Source organism: Synechococcus sp. 'PEA 65AY6A-5F PE A' (genome assembly GCF_047462575.1).
Taxonomy (GTDB): domain Bacteria; phylum Cyanobacteriota; class Cyanobacteriia; order Thermostichales; family Thermostichaceae; genus Thermostichus.
On sequence record NZ_JAOALE010000002.1, the window covers coordinates 131,458 to 155,547 of the forward strand.

The window sequence follows — 24,090 nt, forward strand, 5'->3', positions numbered from 1 at the left end:
GGGATAAGGAGGGTCGGGAACTTGAGTGGGAGGGCGGTGTCCTAGTCTGCGAAAGGCCTATACGCCTAAAAGCACGACCCCTTTGTAATCGGGGTGACCAGCTTGACCCAAGGGCCTCCTCTATATTTGGGAATGGATCACCACCCGTCCCCCCTGTCGATCCAAATTCAGGGGTTTGGCCTCTGCTTCGATATCCAGTTGCTCCCAGGCGCCGACCATGGCGCATCCCACCCGTTCTCGCTCCTCCGGGGCGCAGAAGGCTAAAAGCGTGGGGCCAGCCCCGCTGATCACCACCCCATAGGCCCCGGCAGCCAGAGCCGCTGCCTGGACGGTTTTGAAGCCGGTAATCAGCTCCATGCGCGCCGGTTGGTGCAGTCGATCCTGCAAGGCCACCTTCAGCCAGTCCGCCCGCCCCGACTGCAGGCTGCGGATAAGCAGCCCCAGGTGACTGACGGAAAAGACAGCATCCGCCAGGCTGACGGACTTGGGCAGGATCTCGCGGGCCGCCTGGGTAGACAGCTTAAAGTTAGGCACCGCCGCCACTAGGCCGATGCGCTCGTGCCAATCCACCGGGCAAAATACCCATTGCCCCTGCTGCCCCTGCACACAGAGTTGACAGCCGCCCTGGAGGGCGGGCACCACGTTGTCGGGATGGCCTTCAAGGGCAATGGCCAACTGCAGGAGAGTCTCAGGAGCCAGGTTCAGCGATCCAAGAGCATTAGCCCCCAACAGGCCGCCGACAATGGCAGTGGCAGAGCTGCCCAGGCCCCGCGCCAGGGGCACGTTGAGGGTGATCTCAATCTCCACCCCCGGCACCGGCTTGCTTAGCAGCTCGAAAGCACGGCAGAAAGCGCGGTACACCAGGTTGTCCTTGCTCTGGCTGATGTGATCGCTGCCGCGATAGTGGATGCTGAGGCCGGTGGGAATCTCGCGAAATTGGAAGTGGTTGTAGAGCTCCAGGGCTGCACCGATGCAATCGAACCCCGGCCCCAAGTTAGCGGTGGTGGCGGGGACGATCACCTCTACTCGCTCTCTAACCAAGGGGGAAGCTCCTTAGCGAACGGCGGGCAACTCAATACCTGTAAGCCCCCATTATCCTACGAATGGGAGATCTCAGGCTCGCAGGGCCTCGATGGGATCTAGTTGCGCCGCTTGGCGGGCCGGGAAAATGCCGAAAACCACCCCGATCCCCGTCGAGAGGGAAAAGGACACCGCCACCGCCACTGCATCCACGCGGGTGGCCAGGGGGGTGAACACTTGCAGCGCCACCAGCAGGCCGCTGCTGAGGAGGATCCCGGCCACGCCCCCGCTGACGGCAATGAGAATAGCTTCGGTGGCAAACTGCTGCAAAATTTGCCGGCTATCGGCGCCGATCGCCTTGCGCAACCCGATCTCGGAGGTGCGTTCCGACACCGAGATCAGCATCACATTCATGATCCCCACCCCGCCCACCAGCAGCGAGAGGGCCGCCGTGCCGGTCAGCAGCACCCGCAGCAAGGTTAAGATCCTGGCCGCCCCGTCCAGCAACACCTTTTGGTTGCGGACGACGAAGTCATCCTCCCCCACCAGTTGGTGCCGTTGCCGCAGCAAGTTGCGGATCTGGAACTCGGCAGCCGGCAGATCTGCTTCGGAGCGGGCCGAGACGAAGATCGCCGTCAGTTCCAGGCCATAGGGGGAGCGCCGCCCCACAAACCGGTTGGCCACCACATCCACCGGCAAAAACAGGCCGGCATCGCTGTTGCCAAACACCGTTGGCTTAGAACGCAACGTGCCGATTACCTCGAAGGGCAGGTTGTTCAGCAGCACCGTCTCCCCGATGGCGGCAGCGGGATCCAAGCCGAACAGCTCGCGGGCGGCCTCGCTGCCCAGCACCACCACCGGGCGCTGCTCCTCAATATCCGCTGGCAAGAGAAAGCGCCCCTCCTCGATCTCCAAATTCAGCACCGACAAATACTCCGGCCAGGTGCCTGTGGCCTCATAGCGGCGATCCACTCCCCCCCGCACGGCGCGCACATTGACCACAAGACTGGGGACGGCTGCCGACACAGCGGGCACTTCCGCGGCAATTGCCCGTAGATCGTCGAGGGTAATGGGACGGGTGTTGCTGGCGTCCGCCAGGCCCAAGCTGGAAGAAAAGACAATGAGCAAGTTGGTGCCCAAAGAACGGAACTGATCCACGGCCAGCTCCTGGGCAGCATGGCCAAACCCGGCAATGGCCACGACGGCGGCGTTGCCGATGAGGATCCCTAACATGCTTAAACCGGTGCGCAGGCGGTAGCGGCGCACCATTTGCCAGGCCATTCGGGCTGCAATCGGTAGGCTCATGGGTGTGGCTTGATTTGAGCGGTTTCGCTGCGATTTTGCTCTTGTCGGATCAAAGTCTCCAGGTTCACCCCCGGCGGCAGCGCCGTAAAGACCCGATCCCCCGCCCGCAAGCCGGAGAGCACTTGGGTGATCCCGCCCTGGGTGAGGCCTGTTTCCACCGGTCGATAGACGGGCCGCTGGGTTCGCGGATCCAGCAGGATCACTCCCTCTTGGCCCTGCTCCCGCAAGATGGCCACCGAGGGCACCGTGAGCGCCTGAGGCTGCCGCTCCCCGATAAAATCCACCGAGACGTTCATGCCGGTGCGCAAAAAGTCTGCCCCCGCCTCCGGTTCGATCATGACCCGAAAGACGGTGACCTCCCGCACCACCACCGTGGCAGGGGCAATCCGCTTCACCCGCCCCTGCACCACCCGATCCGGATAGGCCAGGGAGCGGATCTCCACCGGCTGCCCCACCCGCACCTGGGCAATCTGCGCCTCCGGCACCTCGGCTCGCACCTCGATCCCCTGGGCCAGCGCCAAGATAGAGCTGGAAGAAGCGGCGGTGGCATCGGAAGCTGCGGTAGTGGGAGTTACAAAGGATCCCACCTCGGCAAAGCGCTGGACAACCACGCCGGAAAAGGGCGCCCGGATCTCGGCCTCAGCCAGGCGAGATTGCCGCTGGGCCAGCTCTGCCTCCGCTTGGGCAATCTGGGCTTGGATCTGCTGCAGCGTTTCTGGGCGGCTACCTGACCGCAATCGCTCCAGCTCCTGTTGAGCCGCTTGCCAGTCCGCCTGCGCCTGTTCCAGGCGGGCCAGGCGTTGATCCAGCTCGCTACGGGCCACCACCCCCTGCTGCACCAGGGTCTGAATCCGCTCCAATTCCCTTTCCGCCAACCTCACTTGCGACCGCGCCGCATCCACCCTGGCCTGGGCCGCCGCGATCACCTGGGGTCGCTCGCCAGCTTGCAGTTCCGCTAGGCGGGCCTGTAGCTCTTGGATGCGGGCTTGGGCTTGGCGAATGCCGCTGGCTAAATCCCCGTAATCCATCCGAGCCAACACTTGCCCTGCCACTACCTCATCTCCCTGATCCACCAGCAGCTCTGCCAGACGACCGGACTCGCGGGGGCTGACATTCACCTGCCGGATCGGCTGCACCTGGCCGCTCACCCGCAGGCGTTGGGCGAGATCTGTCACCTGCACGGGCACCGTTAGCCTCTCCAGGCGCTGGGCCGTCTGTTGCCGGAGCTGACGCTGAACGAGAATGCCGCCGCCCAAGCCGGCTAACAATATCCCCACAAGGATCCAGCCGATGGGCAGTCCTCTGTTGTGGGATCCGGTCTGTGGCAGAGGTTGGTCAGCAGATTTGGCAGGGGTTGGGGATCCCGTCTGGGGCTCATTGGTGCGCAGGATCACAAAAGTCTCTCGCCTTTAACAAGGGCTTTCTCTGTATCCAGCCTATTGAAAAAGGAGAGGGGGTGCAAACGCGGTTTCCCGCATGGCCATTGGGTTCGGACGGCTGGCAAGCTCTGTACAAAAAAAGGGGGGATTGCTACACTGATTAGCTGCCGATAACGCGGGAAAGCCATGAACGCTCGCATCAACGCCGAAGAGATCATCCGCTCCATCGAAGCGGCCCACATGAAGTCGGATCTGCCAGAGATCCATGTTGGCGATCAGGTACGGGTGGGGGTGCGCATTCAAGAGGGCGGCAAAGAGCGGGTGCAGGCCTTTGAAGGCACGGTCATTGCTATGCGTCACTCTGGATGCAACCGCACCATCACGGTGCGCAAGATTTTCCAGGGAATTGGAGTGGAGCGGGTCTTCCTAGTTCACTCGCCGCGCATCGACTCAATCCAGGTGTTGCGGCGTGGCAAGGTGCGGCGGGCCAAGCTGTTCTATCTGCGAAACCGAGTGGGCAAGGCCACTCGCATCAAAGCCAAAACGGATTCTAAAGAAGAAACCCTCTAAGGCTTTGGGCATACCTGCTACACTAGGTAAACTAGGTAAGGGGCTGACCCTTTACTACTCCTGCGTCCTTAGTTCAGTTGGTAGAACGTCGGTCTCCAAAACCGGATGTCGGGGGTTCGAGTCCTCCAGGACGCGTCAGCGGTTCGGCATTTTGAGGTGGCTTGGGGTAGATTCTCAAGCTTAAGCGCCCCGAGCTGCCAATTTTCAGAGAGAAGTCAGGGATCCAAGCCAACCGCTCCAACAAAAATTGGACGAGCCTGTTTAGACTCGCCGCTGCGGCCAAGGAACTTCGGCGGCAGCCGTTCGCAATCGGGCTGAGGGCGCTGCGGAGAGTCTTCCAGTTCCCCGTGAACGAGGATTAAAGAGATAGAGATCCCAACTTTTCCCGGGCCAAACCTAGGACTTCCTCGCTTCCTTCTTGATGCGATCCAACTCTGCCTGTAGCTCAGCAATCTGTTGGCGCAAACGGGCAGCTTCCGAAAGTTCAAGGGCAGTGCCAGTCTTGTCTTCAGCGTCGCCCATGTCGTCAATGTTGATCTTGCGAGGGGCGCCAGCAGACCTTTCCCCCCCCCTACGGTTGGCGTTGGCAGCGATGGCGTCCATGTAGGCCCGCGCCTCTTCGGCGGTCATCGCCCCCCGCTCCACCAATTCATCCACCAAAGCCTGGACCTGCTTGCGCAGCTCCAGCAGACGGCTGTTGGCTCTCCCGGCCACCTTTGCAGCATTGTCTGCCACCACCGCGGCCAAACCCATGCCGAAGTAGAAAGCCTTCTGAGCAAAGTTGGCGAGGGGGTTGTCTGTCTCGGCCATACAGGTGTGCGCTGCCAGGGCAGAGGTAAAACTTGGAAGAGGGCGACCCGGGTTGACGCGCCTGCTCAGAGCATCCCGTAGTGCTGCTATCTTCCGATCCTGACACGGTTTGGGCGTCGGAGCTGCACGGACCCAGGTCTTCCAGTAGCCTAACATTTTTCCTCTCTGCCCCGCTCGGCTTTCTGGAGGTGATCTCAGATCTTCTCCCCCTGTAGACGGCGGGAGGGGGCAGAGTACAGCGCGAGCCTTCCCGTCTTGCAAGGTAAACCTAAGGGGTTTCCGGCGGCTCCAGATAAACTGGGATCCGCTCCACAACGGTATCGCTGCGCCGCACCTCTTGTCCCTGGGCTTGGGGAATAGCCACCGGCAAGGTAACCGGTTGGGCAACGAAACAACTGGCCACCGGCAGAGCCTGCTCCAGTTCGTCGAGAGGGCGCGGGATCACAGCCACCGCGTTCAGCTCGCCGATGCGCTCTGCCTCGTACATGCCGGCATCGATGGCGATGGCCACGTTGGCCACCGTGCCCCGAATGATGGCCGTACACAGGCCGTCGCCAATGGTCTCGTAGGCGGCCAGTTGCACATCCGCCGTTTTCAGCATTGTGTCGGCGGCCCCTACCATAGCCGGAAAGCCGCGGGTTTCCAGCAGGCCCACGGCCAAGTTGCTGAGGCGGCTGTAGCCGCGGTTTTGTGCCAGTTGAGACAGCTTGCTGCTGACGGGCAGCACCGCCTCCAAGTTAGGCAAAGGCCGTGGAATGACCAAACTGGAGATCTCCTCTTGCTCAAACTGGCGGGCCACCTCGATCCCCTCCTCGATGGCAATGCGCACATCGGCAATCCCTCCCCGTACGATTGCCGTGCAGTAGCCTCCTGAGATCTTCTCAAAGCCGATCAGCGTCACCCCCGCCGACTTGGTCATGGCGTCGGCAATGCGCACAATGACCGGAAAGCTGCGTGTCTGAATAAGGCCCAAAGAGGTGGACATAGCACCCTACTTCTTTATGCCAGTGTAGCCCTCAAGACTGGCCACCCCCAGAGGATAGGATCTGCCGGTAAGGATAGATCTTGCCCAGCAGCCGATCCAGCTCCGAATAGCCCGGGATCCCATTTAGCTTGCGGGTCTTAGGGGATCTCGAGTTCTCTTGGGTTTGCTCAGCCGCCTCCTGCCAACGACGGGTTTGCTTTTCCACCTGGGCCAGCGGCGAGTCGGGGGGAGAGGGAGGGGTCGGCTCAGGCAAGGTTTCCTCAGGGGGTTCTATCGGCTCTTGCGGGGCCGCCGCCGACACGGGCTCTGCCTCGCTAGCCATGCCCACCTCCGCCTCTTGCCTGCTGAGATAGGTGGGATCCCCGACCAGCGAGCGGGGAGGGATCACCGCCTGGCTGAGCACTGAACAGTTGAGCAGCGTGGTTTCCGAGCCGATACAGGCGTTTTTGCCGATGGTGCCCTGCCCGATCACCAGCACCCCCATTCCCAAGGTGGCCCCCGCCTCCACGACGAGGGATCCCCCGCAGGCGTGCAGGATGGATCCCATGCCAATACAGACGCCTCGCCCGATCTCGATGCGACAGCCGGGGTTGGCCCGCAACAGCACTCCCGCTGCAATGCCTGCCCCTGCCTCCACCTGCACCTCGCCACTGACATAGTAGCGAGTTTCGCCGTTCTGGCTGGGCCAGGAGCGCAGCGTTGTAGAGGTGGGCAGAGGCAAAGCCAAGGTGCTCCTCATCGCTAGGAGGTCGGATCAAAACCAACCTTGAACCGACAGTGATCAGAGAACAGGCGGATCCCTCAAGGGGTTTGGATGATCTGCTCCAGCACCCGTCGTTTGGCTTTGGGGTCGATGCCCAGCAGGCGCACATACTCGCCGCGATGCTCCTCCAGGCAGGCTTCCAGAGCCGCCACCACCTGGGGCAGCTGGGTGGCCTCGATAGGGCTGCAGCTCTGCCAAGAGGAGGTGCGAAAACGCCGCTTGTCCGCATGTTCGGTGCCGATGCGGTAGCCCTGGCTGAGCAATTGCTGCACCTGTGCCACCACCTCGCTGCTGAGTCGGGTGCTGGCAGGAACGGTGGAAACAGGAGTAGCCGCCGGGGATCCCTGGGCTGCAGGGGCAGGCGACTTGCCGCCGGGGGTTTGAATGACGCGCTCGTAAACCCGCTTTTTCCCCTTGGGATCGATCCCCAACAGGCGCACGTAGTGGCCTTGGTGCTCCGCCAAAGCAGCCGTCAGCTCGGCCAACACCTCCGGCCCGCGGCTGGCGCGAATGGTCGGCCCGGTCTGCCAAGAGGAGGTTTTGAAGCGGCGCTCGTCAGCATATTCGTAGCCGATGCGATAGCCCTGGGCCAGCAGCCGATGTACCTCTTCCTGTAACTCCAGGTCGAGGCCAGCAGCGCTCCCTCCCAGCTTGCCCCCCTCTGGGGGCGAGGCTGTCCCGCCGCTGCTGCTCATCTGGGGCGTTTGAATCACCTTCTCCAGCACCCGCCGTTTGGCCTTGGGATCGATTCCCAGCAGGCGCACATACTCTCCCGTATGTTCGGCCAAGGCCGCCTGCACAGCCGCCAGGATCTCTTGGGCCGAGCCGCTCCAATTGCCCAAAGTCTGCCAGGAAGAGGTGCGGTAGCGGCGGACATCGGCCACCTCCAGGCCGACGCGATACCCCTGCGCCAATAGCGCCCGGATCTCCTCCTCCAAGCTGGCGTCAGGGCGCGGATTGGCTGCACCGGAACCTGGGGCCGTAACCGAGACGTGGCTGGGGGATCCAGAAACGGTCGCCGGCCCCTCCGGGGTTTGGATGATCTGCTCCAACACCCGTCGTTTCGCCTTGGGGTCGATCCCCAACAGGCGCACGTATTCGCCGCGGTGCTCCGCCAAAATAGCCCCCAGCGATTGCATGACCTCGGCCTCGCGGGTGCTGGTGATCGGGCTTTCGCTCTGCCAGGAAGAGGTACGGAAGCGGCGGGCATCGGCATATTCCAGCCCTACCCGATAGCCTTGGGCCAACAGGGCGCGAACTTGCTCCACCACCTCCGGCTTGAGAAGGGATCCGCCGCCGTTCCGGCCGTCGGCGCGAGAGGAGGAATGAGTCATGGATGCCGTCTCCGTAGCCGTTGGGTTAGAGGTGCGCGACCGCAGAAGTTCGTTGCGAATGGGAGCAATACAGACCAGGTTTTCGCTGCAGTGATAGCCTTCCAGCAGAGCCTGGTTGATGCCGATCACATGTTGGGCAAACTTGGCATCGCTATCCTGCACATCGGGCAGCCGATCCGCCTCAGCTTGCGTGGTGATGATGGAGCCGGAGGGCACATACTTGCCCGGCGGGATCTCCACATCCTGGATCAAGCAGTGCAACATGACGATGCAGCCATCCCCCACCCGCGCGTTGAACACCGTGGAGCGGAAGCCGATAAAGCAGTTGTTGCCCACATAGGCTGGCCCGTGGATCAAGGCCATGTGGGCAATGGAGGTGTTCTTGCCAATCCACACGGAGTAGGGTTGGCCATCTTCCCCAATGACCCGCCCTTGCTCCAGGCCGTGGATTACCACCCCATCCTGGACGTTGGAGCCGTCGCCAATGTAGAAGGGAGAGCCCTCATCCGCACGGATGGAAGTTCCTGGGGCAATCAGCACCTGGGCGCCCACGCGCACATCCCCGATGAGATTGGAAAAGGAATGCACGTAGGCAGAGGGATGGATGGTCGGCTCCGCCAGGCGGCGAGACCAGGGCGTTGGCGGCGCAGCATAGGTGTGAGCAGGCATAACCGTGAGCCTCTAGAACACGTCAGAGAGAGGAAGGAGGGATCCCAGCTAGCGTTGGTCGCGCTTGTTGTAGAGGGAGCGACCGCCGATGCTGACGGTATCGATGATCGCCATCACCACTGCATCCAGCGGACGGGTTTCGTTTCCCTGCGGCTGGCGAGCTGCGCTGCCCTGGCTGACCAGCACCCACTCCTCGGCGCCGGCCCCCACCGGATCGGCAGCTACAGCGTAGTCGGGCTGCGGTCGGCCCTCGAGATCGACATACTGCACCACCAGAAACTTCACGCCTGTCAGGCTGGGATCCTTCTGGGTGCTGGTAACAGTGCCCCGCACAATCGCGATACGCATCTAGGGACGGGTGAAGGGACGGATGGCGTTGACCCCTTCGCGGAACTGAGCCACATCCTCGGTGTAGCGAATGGGCAACACGTACTCTAGGTTTTCGTGGGGACGGGCGATGATGTGCCAGGAGAGCAACTGGCCGCCATTGACCCGCTTCACCGACTCGATCCCGGCGGCCACCGAGGCCTGCACCTCGGAGACATCGCCCCGTACGATCACGGTGACGCGCCCGCTGCTGATTTTTTCATAACCCACCAGGGTGACGCGCGCGGCCTTTACCATGGCGTCGGCAGCTTCCACCACTGCCGGGAAGCCCAGGGTTTCGATCATTCCGACTGCAATAGCCATAGGGACTCCTTACGCTGAAATTGTGGAGGGGGTTGGAACCTGTCCAGATTTTCTGGATCGGGTCAATTCCAGGCTAAGTGCAACTACTCAGTTAGGTACGAAACTGCTCCACTGCCTCCGTGTAGCGGATGGGCAGCACAAACTCCAGGTTTTCGTGGGGACGGGCGATGATGTGGTGGGAGAGGATCTCGCCCCCACTCACCCGTTTGGCAGACTCCAAGCCAGCGGCCACCGAGGCCTGCACCTCGGAGACATCGCCCCGTACGATCACGGTGACGCGCCCGCTGCTGATTTTTTCATAACCCACCAGGGTGACGCGCGCGGCCTTTACCATGGCGTCGGCAGCTTCCACCACTGCCGGGAACCCGCGGGTTTCGATCATTCCGACTGCAATAGGCATATCAACTCTCCACTTTTGAACACTCAGTTCCTGAACGTTGCCGAACCCAGCAATAAGGCCAATCGATCTCCAAATTGATCTCGCCTATTGGGTTCGATCCTGCAATTTCCCTCGAACTCATCCAAGAGATCCTCTGCCCAACCCTCAGTGGACAGCTCTTCTCGGCAACACCTACTCCAGCCACCACAGACCTCCCCCTGGAGAGAAGGCCGTGCCCAACCCCCGACCTCAGACTCAATCAGACGGAGGCCAGAAAAGGTTGTGGGAGCCATCCGGGTTAACCACAACTGTCGCTCAGGCGGGCAAAGCTGCCAACTCCAGGCCAAGTCCCCATCTTTCTTGCACAAAATCGATCATACAAAATCGACGAGGACGCCCCAGAGAAGGGATCCCCCGACTCAACAAAATGATATCCCCATTCAATCCTGGACGAAAATCAATATTTTTAATTAGCACGATAGCTTTTTATTAAGAGAGACAAAATTGTTATCAACTCAAAAATAATTCTTGACATCTTTTCAGCTTTTGCCGTTATCGGCGCAGCGAGGGGGGCACTTCCAAGTCATGGGCTTCCATGAGGTCGGGTTGGCTCATCAGATGGGCCGGGGATCCCTGGGCGCAAATCCGGCCTTGATCTAAGAGGATCACCCGATCGCACACTTCCAGGATCAGTTCCAGATCGTGGGAAGCGAGCAGAAAGGTGTGCGTTGCTTGCAACAAAAAGGCGATTAGCCGGCGACGGGCGCGCAGATCCAGGTTGGCAGTCGGCTCATCGTAGAGTACCAACTGCGGCTGCATTGCCAGGATCCCGGCGATCGCGACCATGCGTTTTTCACCGCCGGAGAGATGATGGGGGGGACAGTTGGCCAAATTCAGGGTGCCGGTCATCGCCAGGGTTGCTTGGACCACAGCCGCGACCTCTGTCTCAGAACGTCCCAGGTTGCGCGGCCCAAAGGCTACATCCTCGGCCACCGAGGCGGCAAACAGTTGATCGTCGGGATCCTGAAACACCAGCCCCACCTCAGGGCGAAACTGGCCAGGCTGGAGCGGCTGCCCAAACAAAGTGATCTGGCCGGAACAGGGGGGCAACAGGCCAGCGAGGGCCAGGAACAGGGTGGTTTTGCCGGCGCCATTGGGGCCAATGATTCCTAGGCGCTGCCCGGCCTCAACCCGTAGATCCAGCCCTTGCAGCACCGGCGGACAACCGGGATAGGCGACCCACAACTGTTTGACCTCCACCGCCGGCGCTGTGTTCATGGCAGCAAGCTCATCCCAGGGCTAGCGCTGCTCCCAATGCTTCCAGCGCTTCTGGGTGGCGGCAGGGGTGAGCTGCAGGGTGGGTACGCTGGGGCTGGTCAGGTCGATCTGGAGAATTTCGTCGGGTGTACACTCGCAGTGGCGGCGCAGATCCCGCATTTGGTTGAGGGTTTGAATTTGCAGAGGCAGGCGGTCAGAAATCGGCCCCAGATAGACGTTGCCCAGCTCAGTGTGGAGCGTGATTCCCTCTCCCGACTGCCAATCTACGGTCTCGATCTGGATCTCAGCCTGTTGCAGGGCTTCGAGCAACAAGGCCCATTGCTCGGGCGCGTGGTTCTCCCAGCCCAGCAACTCCAGCTCAGGCCAGGAAAGGGAGGATCCGCTGTGGCGTCGAAAGGGATCGGGGGGCAGCCAATGGCCTTGCCGATCCACCCAGCCTGTCTGGTCGCCCCGACGGGCGCGCGCGACCAGTTGCCGTTCCCGCACCTGGACGATCACCCCCACCGGCAGCAGCCGCCGCTGTACCTGGACGCTTTCGATGGGAGAAGGGCGGGCCGGGGATGCCAGCAAGGCTCTTTCCAACACAGCCGGCTGCACCTGCCAGAGGTTCATTGGATAGGTCAGAGGCAGTTGCTCCCGGATCCAGTCGGGGTCGACCCAGTAGCTGCCCTTTACCTGAATTTGCTCCGGCCGGCGAATTTGCCAGTAGGGCTGCTGCAGGCCCAACACCAGCAGCGTCAGAACGCCCATCGAGCTGGCCAAGCGCCAGGATCCCTGCCAAAAGCGCTTGCGCCGTTGCTGACGCAAAAGTCGCCTGCGTTGCAGAAGTTGGTCGCGCGTGGGAGAAGCCAGAGGTACCATTAGCCCTCCCTCAAGCCAAAGGGGAGCATTCCATGCTCCTATTCAACTCGCGATCTCCTCGACCTGATCCGCCCGCAGCCAAATTGGAGGGGTGGGAACAGCCCCAAACTTAATCTGGAGGTAGTCGTCCTTGATATCCACCACTTCTCCAGGAGTTTCGAAGACGTAGTTGGGAATCAAAGGGTCGCTGGCCTGGGCTTCCAGGCTGCCTTGCAGTTTCTCGCGGATGGCCCGCACCAAAGTGCCTCGCTTAATCGCCATTGCCCCTCCTTCGATAGCCGTTGTATCCTGTGCCGCCAATAAGCCGGGTCCAGCCTACTTGCGCTTCAGGCTGCGGGCCATGTTGCGAAACATGTCCATGTCAGATCCCCCCTGGCGGCGTGAGCCTGCTCCACTGCTGCTGTTTGAGGTGGAAGAGCTTTGCTCAGGGGCTTTGGCCTGTTCTACGGCCAACTTAACTTTGCTTAGGGAAGAAACCTGCTCCACCACCTCCACCTTCTCCGTAGAGCCGAAATCCTGGAAGGTGTGCTTCACGATCCTAGGAGTGCGCATGTATTCGATGTTGCCAAGGGTTTTGGCCTCATCTGGGTCGAGAAAGAAGGTGTTGTCTTTCTTTTTGGCCGGCTGAGCAGCCGTCCCTGATGAAGGTTTGGAATCTGCCTGACCACGAGAGCCGAAAAAGCGCCTGAAGATGCCCACCATTGGTGTCTTGCCTGCAATGCGAAGAAAGTTGAGCCGGATCCCTAGACGTCGGGTCAGCCAGCCGCAGCTAGAAAGGTGACGGCTGAGCCCGGCTATGAAATCATGTTAAGCCAACTCAGGATAACATGCTCCCTGGCTGCAGGACGGCTTTCTCGGCCACATGTTCAACTCTCGGAGGCTCTGCCAGGGGAGGACCTTCGACCCTAGGCAAGTAGTCTGGCCAAGGGCAGCGAGCACATCCTCAGTCACGGCTCTTTAGTAAGTTTGGGGATCCCAATGACTGGCCAATGTACAGTTTTTTTGCTGGAAAATCCGTGTTGGCTCCCTTTTTGAGCTATGGCTTGACTCTTCACAATCAGTATGGGCAAGCAGTGTTAAGCCCGATCCCAGGAGGGGCAAACTATGACCATTCGATCCATCGTTGAAGAAGTCTTGCAAACTCGCCACTTTACCTCAGAACACGAGAGCCTAATCTACCGCCTGTTGTGCGATCGGTGTTTTGACGAGGCCGATTTGAAGGCATTGGCTTACCTGAGCGACGCTATGGTTCAGGGAATTGTTCAGCACTAGCCTCGGGATCCCTAAATAATTACAGGCGGCACTCCGGATGCCCGTCTTACGGAGAGGGCCCAAAAACTTTTGGGATCCCTTCCTCTGCGAAACCCTTTAGGCTCAAGAAGCTTCTGAGATCATCTCCAGAAGTGCGAGCGAAATTACCTGGCAGGCGTTGGGGAGCAAGCGTTACCCCTCTGCCTGCGAGGTGTAATGTATGGCAACCCTGAGCGGACTGCCTAAATTCAAGGCTGTGCCGATGCAGCGAGCCAAGATTTGAATGTTTTGCTTTTGCTCCGCCGATTCTAAAATCCTGGTAGAGGCCTTGCTCGGGCTGGCGATGGACGAATACCGGCTGTTCATCTTAAGCAAGCTCTCAATTTTGTTCAGCGGGTTGATATCTTATACGCGACTTGGAAAGTAATTGGAGAACAGCAAAAGAAATACCGCATCGTTCTTTGCTTAAAGACTAGAGCGGCTTGTCCCTCTCCCGCATCGGCGACCCTACGGATTTTGGCCGGCAAGGCACTCCCAGTTTTTCAGAGATGGCCGGTTTTCTCTCCGAGATCCCACGGGCGAAGGATCGCCGCCTTGCGGTGAGAGCATGCCTCTAACCCCCAAAACCCTGAACTTTGCTGAATTTACTGAGCTTTAGGCGGTTTGGCAAAAGTCATTGAGAGGGATATAGTAGACCAAGTTTCCCCCTGATCCTTGAGTCCACCGCAACGGTTGCCGGGAAGTGAAGGGGGAAAGCGCTCGGGGGGTATTCCTCAGGGCTTTGCGGGATACCGCCTTCCTGCTCAGAGATAGGCAGGATGCGATCGCTTCTTTCCTGAACCATGTTCAGGAGAGTTCAGCGTAAATGTATCAGGCAACGAGAAAGGTAGAGGCTCGAGGCAATCTCGTCGCCCGATCCCTCCCTGTGGCCTTGCCGTCTGGAACAGCCCCTCGCTCTAGCAAGGGAATGGGTGTTCCTGTTCCGCCTTAAGATCCTAAGATAGGAGTTGAACGTCCCTGCTGGACTGGGTGCCTTTCCTTTACAACTTGGAAAGGGGGGGCCCAGCCGCAGAGGCGGGGGCGACGGCCGTTACGTTTTGAGAGGAATCCATGTTGTTCATTTTTAACCTAGCGAAGCGTCTGCAGCGCATCCTCCTCGCTCTCGTAGTCGGGGTGGCTGCGGTAGCTTTCTTGTCCAACCCTGCTGCTGCTGAAACCTACACGGTCAAGATGGGCTCTGACAAGGCCCAGCTCATTTATGATCCCCCCACCCTCACCATCAATCAGGGAGATACTGTTCGGTGGGTCAACAACAAGGTCTATCCTCACAACGTTGTCTTTGACAAGGTACCTGGTGGCGATGCGGCCCTGGCAGCCAAGCTGTCCCACAAGGCCCTGCTCACTGCTCCCAACCAAGTGGTGGAATCGGCCTTTGTCGATGTCCCTCTGGGTGAGTACACCTACTACTGCACTCCCCACCGGGGGGCTGGCATGGTCGGCAAGATCATCGTCAAGGGCTAGGCTGGCGCTCCAATTCCACTTCTCTGGTTGCTTTTTAAGAGGGAGATTCCGGCTCTGGCTTGCTGGCATGGGATCCCTGCCCGTAGCATAGAAAGTAGCCCTCTCGAGAGTGGGGGGGCTTTTTCGCGAATAGACGTTAGACAGGTTCCCCATGACCACCAGTGTTAAAGGCTACCTGCTCCTGGCCGTTTCCTGCATCAGTGCCATTGCCGCTGTGGGTTCGATTTTCGAGTTGGCTTCCGGTGAGCCGGACTTTGGCGTCGGCCCCACCAGCATTATCTTGATCGTCGCTGCTCCCTTGGCGGTTTGGCTGTTTCAATCGGCAGTTGGGGCGGCACGAGCCAGCGGCGCTGCCGGCAAGGGGGGCAAGAAGCGAAAGTAGGCAGGTAGATACGGGAAAACTGGGGGGAAGGGGATGGAGTCAGCGGGTTTGCTGTAAAGAAACTTGTGATTCTATCTCGGCTTCTGCTGGCTGATGAAACTCCGGCAACAGCTTTCGTTCTTGCACCGTTCCAAGGGCTGCTTCTAGCTCTGCCGTGGCTAGAGTACAACTGGAGCCAGATCCGTTCAATACGGTCTCGGTCACCTGTCCTTTTTTGTCGATCCGATATTCCACCTTGATGTACTCGGGCATCTGCACTCCACTCGCTGCTGCTCAACAACTGACTTTCTCCTACCCATTGTAGTTCTCGCTTTTTCCCCGCTCGATCTGGCTGGGCCGTATGGCTTCTGCTCGTCCCCCGTTTCCTCCTGCCAAAAGGGATCCCGGTATCCAGCGGGATCTGAGTTTGGGAGTAGGGGCGCTGCTGGGCGTTGTCCTGATCGGCACCCTTTGGTACCACGGGGTGGAGCAATGGCCTTGGGTGGAAGCTTTTTACATGAGCGTTATCACCCTAACTACTGTGGGCTTCATGGAGGTGCAGCCGCTGGGGGATCGGGGGCGCTTGTTCACGGTGGCCTTGATCCTGATGGGGGTCTTGAGCATCGGGTTCATGGTGAACCGCTTTACAGAGGCCCTCATCCAGGGGCATTTTCAGGAAGGGATCCGGCAGCGGAAGTGGAAGAAACAGATGGAAGCGCTGAACAACCACTACATCGTCTGCGGTTTTGGGCGCATTGGGCGACAGGTGGCCCAGGAGTTTCAGGCAGAGGGGGTGCCCTTTTTGGTGATCGATCAATCGGCCGAGGCAATTCAGGTGGCCCAAGAGCTGGGATATGTCGCTCTCCAGGGAGACAGCACTCTCGATGCCACCTTGCTGGCGGCGCGGGTGCAGCAGGCCGAGGGGTTGATTGCCGCCCTCTCCAGCGATGCCGAAAACCTCTATGTGGTGCTGTCGGCCCGCACCCTCAACCCTCGTATCCGCACCATTGCCCGCGCCAACACGGAAGAGGCTTTGCAAAAGCTGCAGCGAGCGGGCGTTGCCCACGCCATCTCTCCCTTCATCACCGGTGGAAAACGGATGGCAGCGGCTGCCCTGCGCCCCCGCGTGGTGGACTTTGTGGATGGGATCCTGTCGGGTCGAGATCGCACTTTTTACTTGGAAGAGTACGAGCTGGCGGCGCAAGAATGCCCCTATGTTGGCCAGACCCTGGGGAAAGCCAATCTAAGGGCGCGATCCGGCGCGTTGGTGGTGGCAATTCGGCGAGCCGATGGCCAGCTGATTGGCGGCCCCAGCGGTGACACCCTGTTGCAACCGGGGGATCTGCTGCTGTGTATGGGCACGGCCGAGCAGTTGCGCCGCCTGGGCCAGTTGCTCTATCCCCGCCCCTAGATGGGCTGGACAAGTCGGCTAGATACGCCTGAGGATGCTGGGGCCGTGGGAGTCGGTGCCGCAGGTTTTCAAAAGTCCGTAGGTCTCTGCCAGCTTTTCCCCAATCGCCGCCTCCTCTGGGCTGGGAGCCCAAATGTCGGGGTTTTTGTAGGCGTAGTAGACCTCAAGGCCATCCAGGCCCAACTCCACGGCTGCCGGCACCAGCTCTTCCGCAGGCAGCCAGTAGCGAAAGGGATGGGCCAACACCGCCAGGCCGCCTGCTGCTTGAATGGCCCCAATGGCCTCAGCGGCGGGCAGGCCGGGAACTTGCTCCCCCTGGATGTAGGGATCCAAAACAGGATCCGCCGGATCGAAGCCGTAGCCAAGAATATGCACCTCGCAGCCCAGCAGGTTGGCTGTAATCTCGATCCCCGTCCATAGCAGGGGGTCCTCGGGGCGATCCAGATAGGCTTGCGCTTGCTCGTAGCCCTTCAGGGTGTGGTGATCGGTGATGGCCAGGCCCTTGAGGCCGTGCCGGCGCGCCTGCTCCGCCAAGTCTGCCGGATCCATGCGCCCATCGGAGCAGCAGGTGTGCAGGTGAAAGTTGTACTGCAGCGGGCAGGAGAGAGGGCCGATCCCCTGCAGCACCCGCCGCAGCTCCGCCGCCGAGGCAGTTTGACAGGGATCCCGTTGCAAACTAACCAGCATGTCAACCCTTGGGTTGGGAACAGATAGCTCTCCAGAGCAGTCGACTCTGGAATTTTATCTTTTGTTAAGAACGCTCACCCATTCTAGCCAGGGCAAGGGAGGGGCGCCAGGTGTCAAGAACTACAGAATGGGCAAGGGATCCCTAGGGGCTTGCCAAGATCTCCTCGGCCGCCTTGATGGCCGCTCCAGGAGGGAAGTCGCCATAACCCAGCGTGTGCAGGGTCGACTCCAGGGCAGCCAGCGTGGTGAGAATGTCGCGGTCGCTCACAAAGCCCAGATGGCCGATGCGGAAGATCTTGCCCTTGAGGTGGTCTTGACCGGCAGCAAGGGCGATGTCGAAGCGTTTCTTCAGGGTGCTGCGGAGGGTATCGGCGTTGATCCCTTCAGGCGCCAGCACAGCAGTTACCGAGGGGCTGGCTGCCGACTCCGGGTTGACCAAAAGCTTCAGCCCCAGGGCCTTGACGCCGGCGCGGGTGGCCTGGGCCAAACGGGCGTGGCGGCGGCAGATGGCTTCCAACCCTTCGGCCCGCATCAGGCGCAGGGTTACCTGCAGGGCATAAAACAGGTTCACCGCGGGCGTAAAGGGAGTGGTGCCCTGGCGCAGGGCTTTTTGGGCCAGTTTAAAGCTCCAGTAGTACTTGGGAAAGCGAGAGCGCTCGGCAGCAGCCATGGCCCGCGGGCTCACCGCCACAAACCCCAGCCCGGGCGGGATCATGTAGCCTTTCTGGGATCCGGAGGCCACCACGTCTAGGCCCCACTCGTCCATAGGCACCGGCATGGCCCCCAAACTGGTGACCGCATCCACAATCACCAGGGCTTCTCCGTGCTCGCGGGCAGCAGCCGCGATGGCCTGCACATCGTTGGCTACGCCGCTGGAGGTTTCCGAGTGGGTGAGGATGACCGCCTTGATGGTCTTCTCCCGGTCGGCGGCCAGCTTTTCTTGGAAGACTTCGACAGGATAGGGCACGCCCCAGGGGGTCTCTATCCGCTCGCACTGCAGGCCAAACTGCTCCGACATCTCGGCCCAGCGCTCGCCAAACTTGCCGTTGACCCCCACCAAGACCTGCTCCCCGGGGCTGAGGGTGTTGAGGATCCCGGCTTCCATGGCCCCGGTGCCGCTGCAGGCAAAGACAAACACATCGGAGGTGGTCTGGTGCAGCCAGCGCAACCCCTCCGTCACCTCTTCCAGAATGGCGCTGAACTCTTGGCTGCGGTGCTCGATGGGCCCCCGCGCCATGGCCAGCAGCGCACTCTCGGGAACGGGAGTGGGGCCGGGGATCATCAACATCAACTTGTCTTTCATGCGGGTCCCGCTGGGGATGTCAGGTTTGAGAGGTGGCGGCCAGATTCGAACTGGCGCATAGAGGTTTTGCAGACCTCTGCCTTACCACTTGGCTACGCCACCCTACTCCTCAATCGGAGAAAACATTGTATCCGAAAATGGGATCCCGCTTCCACTTGCTGCAGCCAACGGCAACAGCGCTCGGGTTCGCTAGGCATCGACAATAGCTTGGTAGCCCCGTACTTGAGTGCGGGGCGAAAAAGCCCTTGAGCCACTTTAGTTGCTTCATAGTTAGTACAGAGCTTCTCCAGGAAAACAACCTACTGCGGTGCAAAACCCGCGCGGCAATAACTAACCTGGAGGAACTTAAGTCCGAAGTAAGCAGAACTTTGAGGTTATGCCTCAAAGGACTGTCTAGGGGCGTCTTGACAGCGCCTTCGCGAGTCCATCTTGGGCTGCGTAAGAATCCGCTGGGTGGGAGTGTCAACTTCTTCTTGTACCCTCAGCAGGCGGGATCCCAGCAGCCGCTGCAGCCAGGGGGCGAGAAACTCGCGATTGGCCAACTGCTGCTGGGGATCCTGGGTTTCCAGAGGAAAGGGGGCAAGGGCCCGCAGGGCGGCGGTGGTAACACAGAACATGGCCTTTTGGAAGCTGAGGCAGATTTTCACCCGCAGGTCATCTTCCCCGCGCGGCTGGCGGCGGTAGTGCTCCCGCAAATAGCCAGGCAGGTGGCGCATCATATCCTGCATCAAGAGAGTAGGGGGGATCCCGGCGCTCCCCACCGGCAGCGGATCGGCATACAAAGCGCCGTAGGCGAAGTCCGCCTGCTCGGCCGGGATCTGGTGGGCCTGGGCATTGTAGGAGACGGTGCCCATGAAGGGAAAGGAGCGGAAAAACACAGCTTCCACGTAGGGCAGGGCCGTATCGGGCAGGAAGGTCAGCCCCGCCGACAGGGGGATGATCTCGTAGCGGCGGCCCCAGATGCAGGGGGCGTAGGTGATGGGCTTGTTGGCAGCTGCCACCAACCCCTGCTGAATGTGGGCTACTACGTCGGGAAGCGTGAGCTGCGGTTCGCTCTCGCGGCGCTTGGCCAAGGCCAGGAAGATATCGCTCATCACCCGCCAGAACTGGCCCAGGCCGCTGTACATGGCCAGCATGCGCACCTGTTCCAGCGCAAAGTCGGGGCAGAGGAAGTTGAGGCCCTGCAGAAGGGGGTTGAAGCGGAACTTGGCCCGGATGGCCACCTTGGCCCGCTCGACAAATTCGGGAGTATCCAGATAGCGATCGAGGCCTCCCCCTCCATGCCAGAGCATGGCTTTCATGCAGTATTCGGCAAACTCGTAGTTGATGCGGTCATGCCAGAGGTAGCGCAGCCATTTGCCCAGGGTGATTTCGCCGTTGAAGTACTTAAAAACTGGGAAGAGCTCCAAAAATTGGTGGTCGGCTATGAAGATCAAATTCTGGGAGTAGGCATCCAGCACCTGGCCGTAGCTGTGGAGGATGCCGATGACCTCCAGCCGGTTGCTGGAAGAATCCGGCACAAGGGCTCCCCCTGCTTCTAGGCGTTGGACGATGGGAGCCAGTCGCCGTTGCTCTAGAGGATCTAAGCCAGCCAGAAAGAAACAGGAAGGAGCGGGAACAAGGGTGGCCGTCATGGGAGAAGGAGGGGTTGAGACAACAACAAAAACTCAGTCGTATCACTAAATCGTCACAACGAAGAGAACCCAGGCTCGAAAGCAGTGGTCGGCCCGCCTGCTTCGGCAAGATTGAGGGCCGCCGGCTTGGCCAAATGGGCGGCGGTGGACTCCACCCAGTGGGTTGCCCAGGCAGGCTGGAGGCCAAGCACCACCACCAGCGAGGCCAAAACTACAGCAGGCAGGCGTTCTCCCGTGGCGCGTCGTTGCATGGCAATGGCCACTTCCGAGAGGCGCCCGAAAAAGACGCGGTTCACCATCAGCAAAAAGTAGGCCGCCGTCAATCCCGTCCCCACCATGCACAGCAACGTCTGCAGGGGGAAGACGGGGAAGCTGCCCCGAAAGAGGGTGAACTCGGCAATAAAGCCCACCAGGCCGGGCGTGCCGCCGCTGGCCATCACCCCCAACACCATCAAGCTGCCAACAAGTGGCAGGCCGCGTTCCGGGTTGAGCAATCCCCGCAGCCGCTTGAGATCCCGCGTGCCGGTGTTGGCGTAGACAGCACCCACCAGCAAAAACAGCAGCGAGGAAATCAGCCCATGGCTCACCATCTGGAAGACGGATCCCACCAAGGAGAGGGGGGTGGCCGCCGCCGTGCCCAGGAGAATGTAGCCCATGTGGGCAATGGAGCTGTAGGCCACCAGCTTTTTCATGTCTTGCTGCACCAAGGCGTTCAGGGATCCATACAGCACATTGGCCACCGCCCAACTGGCCAGCCACGGCCCGGCTTGCTCCCAGGCATCGGGCAAAAGCTGCAGGCCAAAGCGCACCAGGCCATAGGTGCCCAACTTGAGCAAGAGCCCCGCCAAGAGCACAGAAATGGGGGTGGAAGCCTCCACGTGGGCGTCCGGCAGCCAGGTGTGGAAGGGCACCAAGGGGATCTTGATGGCCAGCCCCAGCAGGATGGGAATGAGGATGAGAATCTGGGGCAGCAGCGGCAAGGGGTGGGCCTGCAAAACGGTGTAGGTAAAACTGTGGGCGTCGCTCAGCCAACTGAGGCCGAAAAAGCCAATCAGCAGAAGCACCCCCGAGAGGGCGGTGTAGACCAAAAACTTGGTGGCGGCATAGGTGCGCCGCGGCCCGCCCCAGATGGCAATCAGCAGATAAAGGGGAATTAGCTCGACTTCGTAGAACAAGAAAAACAGCAGCAAGTTCTGGGCCAGAAAAGCCCCCACAATGGCGGCTGCTAGCAGCAACACCAAGCTGTAGTAGAGGCGGGGCCGCTCCACCGGGCCGCTGGCCCAGAGGGCAATCAATACCAGCAAGCCGGTCATCACCACTAGCGGCAGGGAGATCCCGTCCACCCCCAGCTCGTAAACCAGGCCCAACTGCGGGATCCAGGCCATCTGTTCGGCCATCTGGATCCCTTGCGCTTGGGGATCAAACTGCAGCAGCAGCCCCAAGCTCAGCCCCAACCAAGCCAGGCCGAAGCCCAAGGCCAAACTTCGGTGCCGGCCCTTCCCCGCTTGCTCGGGGATCAGCCCCACCAGCAGGCCACCCAATAGGGGGATCCCGATTAGAAGGCTGAGCATGGTTCCTCCCGTCTCAATAGGCCAATCCCACCAGGGGCGAGCGCAGCAGCCAAGCGGTAACCACCACGACCCCGATGACAATGAGCAACACGTAGAGCTGCATCCGCCCCGACAGGGTGTACTTGAGGGCTTCGCCGCTAAACCAAAAAGCCAGGCTCACTCCGTTCACCAGGCCATCCACCCCGTTGCGATCCAGCCACTCCAGTCCGCGGGAAAGGGCGCCGACCGGCTGCACCACCAAAGCCTGGTAGAGCTGCCCGGTGTAGAAATCCTGCGCCAACAGATCCTGCAGCTCCGGCCAGGGTAGGCGCAGCCGCCGCCGGCCCCCCCAGTACAGCCAAGCACCAACACCGGCCCCCAGCAAACCCGAGGCCGCCAGCAGAGCCGCCATCTGCTGCAGCTCTGGGATCCAACCGGGATAAAGCCCCCAGCGCCAAAACAGCCAGGGCATGAGCAGGTTCTGCACCGTCAGAATGACCATGGGCAGGGCCATCGGCCAGCCCACCTCAGGGGCACGGCGCGTCTTGGGCTGCGGGGATCCCAAGAAGACCAGGCCAAACACCCGCGCCAGGTTCAAAGCCGTCAGCCCATTCATCAGCAGCAACACCCCCAACAGGGCCGGCTGCAGGGCGCTGTACACCAGCGCCAGGCGGATTAGGATCCAAAAGCACCCCAGGGGCAACAGGGCCACCATCCCCAGGGATCCCACAGCAAAGGCGGCCACCGTAGCCGGCATGCGGCCCCCTAGGCCCCCCAGCTCCGTCAGATCTTGGGTAGAAGTGGTGTAGATGAGGGATCCCACCCCCATAAACAGCAGCGCCTTGGCCAGGCCGTGCAGCAGCAGCAGCTCCAGCGCCAAATCCGGCTGCCCCGTCCCCACCGCCCCAAACACCAGGCCCAGGTAGGCGCTGGTGGAATAGGAGAAGGTGCGCTTGAGATCGATTTGCGCCAAGGCCACCAGGGATCCCCCTACGGCTGTGATGGTGCCGATGGCCACCAGCACCCCATCCGTGAAAGGGGAGAGGGCCAAGACTGGCTGCAGCTTGATGAGGACAAAAGCTCCAGCGGCCACCACTGCCGAGTTGCGCAGGATCGAAGCCGGGTTGGGCGCCTCCATGGCCTCATCCAGCCACAGGTGCAGCGGGAACTGGGCGCACTTGCCCAGCGGCCCGGCAATCAAAGCCAACCCCATCAAGGCCGCCCAAGTTGGATCCAAGCTGGCCGTAGCCGCCCAATCGCGCAGGCCGGAAAAGGTCAAGGAGCCGGAGAAATTGGAAACCGCCACCACCCCCATCAACAGCAGCAGGTCTCCCACCCGTTTGGTGAGAAAAGCATCCCGCGCCGCCGTGACCACCAGCGGCTGGGCGTACCAAAAGCCCACCAATAAGTAGGTGGAAAGCGTGAGCATCTCCAGCAGCGCGTAGCTGAGAAACAGCGAATCGCTGAGGGCGATCCCCGTCATCCCCCCCTCAAAAAAGCCCATCAGGGCGGCAAAGCGGCCCAACCCCCAATCCTTGTCCAGGTACCCCAGGGCGTAGATCTGGGCCAGCAAGCTCAAGCCGCTTACCCAGACCACCGCCCCCAGCGTCAGAGGCGAGACCTCCAAAGCCAGGGACAAGTCCAAATCGGCCACCCGAAACCAGAGGTAGTTCAGGAGCTGGGGATCCCGACCCCAAACTTGTCGCAACAGCCAAAAGCTATGAGCAAGGGCCGCAAAGGTCAGCAGGATATTGAGGTAGGCTGCCGGACGTGGGCCACTGCGCTTGATCCAGCCAGCGGCCCAAGGAAGAGCCAGCGCTGTCCCTACCCAGCCATAAAAGGGGAGACACCAGGCGCTCTCTGGCCCAATTGCCCAGTCTTCAAAACCCGCCATCTGCTGCTTGCAACAAGTAGTTAAGCATTTTTTAATGAACAGCTACAGTCCAATATAATATTAGGAGTTTTCCAGCGGCAGCGTCTCTCCCCACTTGGACACAGCTTCTGCCTCTGCCTAGGCAAGCAGGCGGCGCCCTTAGATTCTTTGAGCTCCCGGTTCTTTTGGACAGAAAATGGCGGCGCTCCGAATACCTTGCCCAGACCCCGGCTGGGGCTATCGCGGATTGGCGCCAGGGGGAGTGAGACCCCTCACCGATTGATTCTCCTCTTTAGGCTGGGCAGCCCTCCTGACCACAGCCAGGACTATCGCCTGCAAGCCGAGGTGTGGCACGAGGTGGAAGCTTGGGGATCCCCCTGGTGGCTGCAGTTGGATCCCCGCCATCAGAACCTCTGGGGTACTCCCGCCACAGCGCAGCTTGGCGGGCTGGAGGAT

The 24,090-nt window shown here is 60.7% G+C and carries 26 protein-coding genes, 2 tRNA genes and 1 other RNA gene; 7 read left to right on the plus strand and 22 right to left on the minus strand.

Translation table 11 applies throughout. The annotated features are described in order from the left end of the window. Positions 1-120: 120 nt before the first annotated feature. The 3 genes from thrB to GG26_RS01440 form a co-directional block, all read right to left on the minus strand. Positions 121-1,041 (minus strand): homoserine kinase, encoded by a 921-nt coding sequence (gene thrB / locus GG26_RS01430; RefSeq protein ID WP_011430460.1) that lies wholly within the window; start codon positions 1,039-1,041, stop codon positions 121-123. Positions 1,042-1,113: 72 nt separating this feature from the next. Further along, on the minus strand, positions 1,114-2,325 hold the full coding sequence (locus GG26_RS01435) for an ABC transporter permease (protein WP_011430459.1): 1,212 nt from the start codon (positions 2,323-2,325) through the stop codon (positions 1,114-1,116). Next, positions 2,322-3,719 carry an efflux RND transporter periplasmic adaptor subunit gene (locus GG26_RS01440; protein WP_011430458.1) on the minus strand — a complete coding sequence of 466 codons (1,398 nt, stop codon included), beginning with the start codon at positions 3,717-3,719 and terminating at the stop codon, positions 2,322-2,324. Before GG26_RS01440 ends, GG26_RS01435 begins: the two co-directional genes overlap by 4 nt. A gap of 171 nt (positions 3,720-3,890) precedes the next feature. Between GG26_RS01440 and rplS the strand changes: the two genes are divergently transcribed. Beyond that, positions 3,891-4,274, plus strand: a complete 384-nt coding sequence (gene rplS / locus GG26_RS01445; protein WP_011430457.1) for a 50S ribosomal protein L19 — start codon at positions 3,891-3,893, stop codon at positions 4,272-4,274. Positions 4,275-4,336: 62 nt separating this feature from the next. After that, positions 4,337-4,409 (plus strand) — tRNA-Trp (locus GG26_RS01450). Positions 4,410-4,670: 261 nt separating this feature from the next. On the opposite strand, the gene GG26_RS01455 is transcribed toward GG26_RS01450, so the two are convergent. The 12 genes from GG26_RS01455 to GG26_RS01510 all read right to left on the minus strand — a co-directional run bounded on the left by GG26_RS01455 (position 4,671) and on the right by GG26_RS01510 (position 12,745). Continuing rightward, positions 4,671-5,084: a hypothetical protein gene (locus tag GG26_RS01455; protein WP_011430456.1), complete on the minus strand. Its 414-nt coding sequence runs from the start codon at positions 5,082-5,084 to the stop codon at positions 4,671-4,673. Positions 5,085-5,125: 41 nt separating this feature from the next. Then, positions 5,126-5,223, minus strand: an RNA gene (ffs, locus tag GG26_RS01460) — signal recognition particle sRNA small type. 129 nt (positions 5,224-5,352) lie between these two features. Then, positions 5,353-6,069 carry a BMC domain-containing protein gene (locus tag GG26_RS01465; RefSeq protein WP_099812055.1) on the minus strand — a complete coding sequence of 239 codons (717 nt, stop codon included), beginning with the start codon at positions 6,067-6,069 and terminating at the stop codon, positions 5,353-5,355. Positions 6,070-6,100: 31 nt separating this feature from the next. Then, on the minus strand, positions 6,101-6,808 hold the full coding sequence (locus tag GG26_RS01470; RefSeq protein WP_414388555.1) for a hypothetical protein: 708 nt from the start codon (positions 6,806-6,808) through the stop codon (positions 6,101-6,103). Positions 6,809-6,870: 62 nt separating this feature from the next. Beyond that, a complete protein-coding gene (locus GG26_RS01475) occupies positions 6,871-8,835 on the minus strand; it encodes a ribulose bisphosphate carboxylase small subunit (protein ID WP_414388557.1) in 1,965 nt (654 codons plus the stop codon). A 48-nt stretch (positions 8,836-8,883) separates the two neighbouring features. Continuing rightward, positions 8,884-9,183, minus strand: coding sequence for a EutN/CcmL family microcompartment protein (locus GG26_RS01480; protein WP_011430452.1), 300 nt, complete (start codon positions 9,181-9,183; stop codon positions 8,884-8,886). Further along, a complete protein-coding gene (locus GG26_RS01485) occupies positions 9,184-9,525 on the minus strand; it encodes a carbon dioxide-concentrating mechanism protein CcmK (protein ID WP_011430451.1) in 342 nt (113 codons plus the stop codon). A gap of 91 nt (positions 9,526-9,616) precedes the next feature. Beyond that, the gene (locus tag GG26_RS01490) at positions 9,617-9,925 is read right to left on the minus strand and encodes a carbon dioxide-concentrating mechanism protein CcmK (protein WP_414388560.1); all 309 of its coding nucleotides are present in this window, start codon (positions 9,923-9,925) and stop codon (positions 9,617-9,619) included. A 531-nt stretch (positions 9,926-10,456) separates the two neighbouring features. Continuing rightward, positions 10,457-11,182 carry an energy-coupling factor ABC transporter ATP-binding protein gene (locus tag GG26_RS01495; protein ID WP_011430448.1) on the minus strand — a complete coding sequence of 242 codons (726 nt, stop codon included), beginning with the start codon at positions 11,180-11,182 and terminating at the stop codon, positions 10,457-10,459. 21 nt (positions 11,183-11,203) lie between these two features. Next, positions 11,204-12,043, minus strand: coding sequence for a cell division protein FtsQ/DivIB (locus tag GG26_RS01500; RefSeq protein WP_011430447.1), 840 nt, complete (start codon positions 12,041-12,043; stop codon positions 11,204-11,206). Positions 12,044-12,085: 42 nt separating this feature from the next. Further along, positions 12,086-12,304: an NAD(P)H-quinone oxidoreductase subunit O gene (ndhO, locus tag GG26_RS01505; RefSeq protein ID WP_011430446.1), complete on the minus strand. Its 219-nt coding sequence runs from the start codon at positions 12,302-12,304 to the stop codon at positions 12,086-12,088. 54 nt (positions 12,305-12,358) lie between these two features. Continuing rightward, positions 12,359-12,745, minus strand: coding sequence for a hypothetical protein (locus GG26_RS01510; RefSeq protein WP_011430445.1), 387 nt, complete (start codon positions 12,743-12,745; stop codon positions 12,359-12,361). 402 nt (positions 12,746-13,147) lie between these two features. Here GG26_RS01510 and GG26_RS01515 point away from each other — a divergent pair, with 402 nt between their 5' ends. From GG26_RS01515 to GG26_RS01525, 3 genes are all read left to right on the plus strand, one after another. After that, on the plus strand, positions 13,148-13,315 hold the full coding sequence (locus tag GG26_RS01515; protein WP_011430444.1) for a hypothetical protein: 168 nt from the start codon (positions 13,148-13,150) through the stop codon (positions 13,313-13,315). Positions 13,316-14,404: 1,089 nt separating this feature from the next. Continuing rightward, positions 14,405-14,815, plus strand: a complete 411-nt coding sequence (petE, locus tag GG26_RS01520) for a plastocyanin (protein WP_011430443.1) — start codon at positions 14,405-14,407, stop codon at positions 14,813-14,815. Between the two features lie 151 nt (positions 14,816-14,966). Next, positions 14,967-15,197, plus strand: a complete 231-nt coding sequence (locus tag GG26_RS01525) for a hypothetical protein (protein WP_011430442.1) — start codon at positions 14,967-14,969, stop codon at positions 15,195-15,197. A gap of 39 nt (positions 15,198-15,236) precedes the next feature. Here GG26_RS01525 and GG26_RS01530 read toward each other — a convergent pair whose 3' ends face one another. Continuing rightward, the gene (locus GG26_RS01530) at positions 15,237-15,449 is read right to left on the minus strand and encodes a DUF2997 domain-containing protein (protein ID WP_011430441.1); all 213 of its coding nucleotides are present in this window, start codon (positions 15,447-15,449) and stop codon (positions 15,237-15,239) included. 88 nt (positions 15,450-15,537) lie between these two features. Between GG26_RS01530 and GG26_RS01535 the strand changes: the two genes are divergently transcribed. Continuing rightward, on the plus strand, positions 15,538-16,587 hold the full coding sequence (locus GG26_RS01535) for a potassium channel family protein (RefSeq protein WP_011430440.1): 1,050 nt from the start codon (positions 15,538-15,540) through the stop codon (positions 16,585-16,587). An 18-nt stretch (positions 16,588-16,605) separates the two neighbouring features. Here GG26_RS01535 and GG26_RS01540 read toward each other — a convergent pair whose 3' ends face one another. From GG26_RS01540 to GG26_RS01565, 6 genes are all read right to left on the minus strand, one after another. After that, on the minus strand, positions 16,606-17,274 hold the full coding sequence (locus GG26_RS01540) for a PHP domain-containing protein (RefSeq protein ID WP_011430439.1): 669 nt from the start codon (positions 17,272-17,274) through the stop codon (positions 16,606-16,608). 142 nt (positions 17,275-17,416) lie between these two features. Next, complete coding sequence (locus GG26_RS01545; protein ID WP_414388568.1) at positions 17,417-18,577, minus strand: pyridoxal-phosphate-dependent aminotransferase family protein; 1,161 nt, start codon at positions 18,575-18,577, stop codon at positions 17,417-17,419. A gap of 30 nt (positions 18,578-18,607) precedes the next feature. Beyond that, a tRNA-Cys gene (locus tag GG26_RS01550) sits at positions 18,608-18,679 on the minus strand. Between the two features lie 272 nt (positions 18,680-18,951). Beyond that, entirely contained in the window at positions 18,952-20,211 is a 1,260-nt protein-coding gene (locus tag GG26_RS01555; protein ID WP_011430437.1) for a CO2 hydration protein, read from the minus strand. A 53-nt stretch (positions 20,212-20,264) separates the two neighbouring features. Then, positions 20,265-21,782, minus strand: a complete 1,518-nt coding sequence (locus GG26_RS01560) for an NADH-quinone oxidoreductase subunit M (RefSeq protein ID WP_414388570.1) — start codon at positions 21,780-21,782, stop codon at positions 20,265-20,267. A gap of 13 nt (positions 21,783-21,795) precedes the next feature. After that, positions 21,796-23,655 carry an NAD(P)H-quinone oxidoreductase subunit F gene (locus GG26_RS01565; RefSeq protein WP_011430435.1) on the minus strand — a complete coding sequence of 620 codons (1,860 nt, stop codon included), beginning with the start codon at positions 23,653-23,655 and terminating at the stop codon, positions 21,796-21,798. 195 nt (positions 23,656-23,850) lie between these two features. Between GG26_RS01565 and GG26_RS01570 the strand changes: the two genes are divergently transcribed. Continuing rightward, a partial coding sequence (locus tag GG26_RS01570) for a hypothetical protein (protein WP_414388572.1) occupies positions 23,851-24,090 on the plus strand: 240 nt, incomplete at its 3' end.